Here is a 1,333-nt window from a genome sequence, read left to right on the forward strand (position 1 = left end):
TATAATGGTATCGTAATTTAAGACACTTCAAGAGACATTTCTTAATGAATCTGATATACTGTAAACACTACAGAAAGAAGGATTTTTATTATGTCTCGAACAAGAAGAAATCTCTCAGCCAAATTCAAATCAGAATTAGTGATTGAACTGCTCAAAGGAGAAAAAGACTTAAATACAATCGCAACCGAAAACAATATTCAGCCGAATCTTCTTCGCAACTGGAAGAAGGAGTTCCTCGATAAAGCATCCGTGGTTTTTGATGACACCCGAGAGGATAATCTAAAAGAAAAACTTGCTTTAGAGCGCAAGGAAAAAGCTGAATATGCGAAAAAAGTTGGCCAGCTCACCATGCAGGTGGATTGGTTGAAAAAAAAATCTGAAGAAACACTTGGACCTGACTACGAGAGTAAATTTAGTCCAAAACCTTTTGAAGACTAAAGAACTTCCAGTTAAAACAGGAACTGCGCTTCTTGATATCAACCGTACCAGTGTGTATTACAAGGGCACGCCCATATCTCAGGAGGAGTTAGATTGCAAATCAATCATAGATCGTTTACACACGGATAACCCGGCCTGGGGAGCACGACAATTGTCTGCCCAACTGAAGAAACGTGGGTATCAGGTTGGCCGCCGGAAAATGCGCCGTTATATGAATGAAATGGGGATCGATCCAATCTATCCAAAAATGAACCTTTCTAAACGTATGCAACAGGCTAAAGTCTGCCCGTATCTGCTACGTAACGCCGTTATCGACCGTCCAAATCAGGCATGGTCAATCGACATTACATACATCCCCATTAAGCGTGGATTCCTGTATCTGACCGCTGTGATTGACTGGTACAGCCGCTGTATCGTTGGCTGGGAAGTCGATGATACTCTGGATACCAGAATGGTCATAACTGCGTTAAAAAAGGCGTTTATGGTGGCAAAACCTGTTATCCTGAATTCGGATCAGGGCTGTCAGTTTACAAGCAATGAGTACATGAATTTCCTCAAAGAGAACCAGATCCGTCAAAGCATGGATGGTAAAAGCCGGTGGGCTGACAATATCATGATCGAACGATGGTTCCGGAGTTTCAAGTACGAGGAAGCATATCTGACTCAATACAACAATATCCGAGAAGCAAGGAAGGCTATTGGGAAATATGTGCATACATACAACTTTGAACGTTGTCATTCCGCACTCAATAATCAGACACCGGCATCCTGCTATTATCCAATCCTGTTACTGGATGATCACGCAGCCTAAGGGGGATTTTCTCCCCTACCTAGTTACATATATCAGTTCATTATAAAAAGCTTGGATTTTTGTCTTGACAACTGAACCACTATA

The 1,333-nt window shown here is 41.7% G+C and carries 2 protein-coding genes; both read left to right on the forward strand.

Going from position 1 to position 1,333, the window contains the following annotated elements:
• Positions 1-90 precede the first annotated feature (90 nt).
• The gene (locus DXA87_RS18585) at positions 91-438 is read left to right on the forward strand and encodes a transposase (protein WP_242990757.1); all 348 of its coding nucleotides are present in this window, start codon (positions 91-93) and stop codon (positions 436-438) included.
• A complete protein-coding gene (locus tag DXA87_RS17700; RefSeq protein ID WP_242990755.1) occupies positions 428-1,249 on the forward strand; it encodes an IS3 family transposase in 822 nt (273 codons plus the stop codon). Before DXA87_RS18585 ends, DXA87_RS17700 begins: the two co-directional genes overlap by 11 nt.
• Positions 1,250-1,333 lie beyond the last annotated feature (84 nt).

Source organism: Desulfotomaculum sp. OF05-3 (assembly GCF_003435535.1).
Lineage (GTDB): Bacteria > Bacillota > Clostridia > Lachnospirales > Lachnospiraceae > Pilosibacter > Pilosibacter fragilis.

What these genes read in the sequence shown, in the direction of transcription:
- DXA87_RS18585 (WP_242990757.1), top strand. Translation starts at nt 91, where the DNA reads ATGTCTCGAACAAGAAGAAATCTCTCAGCCAAATTCAAATCAGAATTA.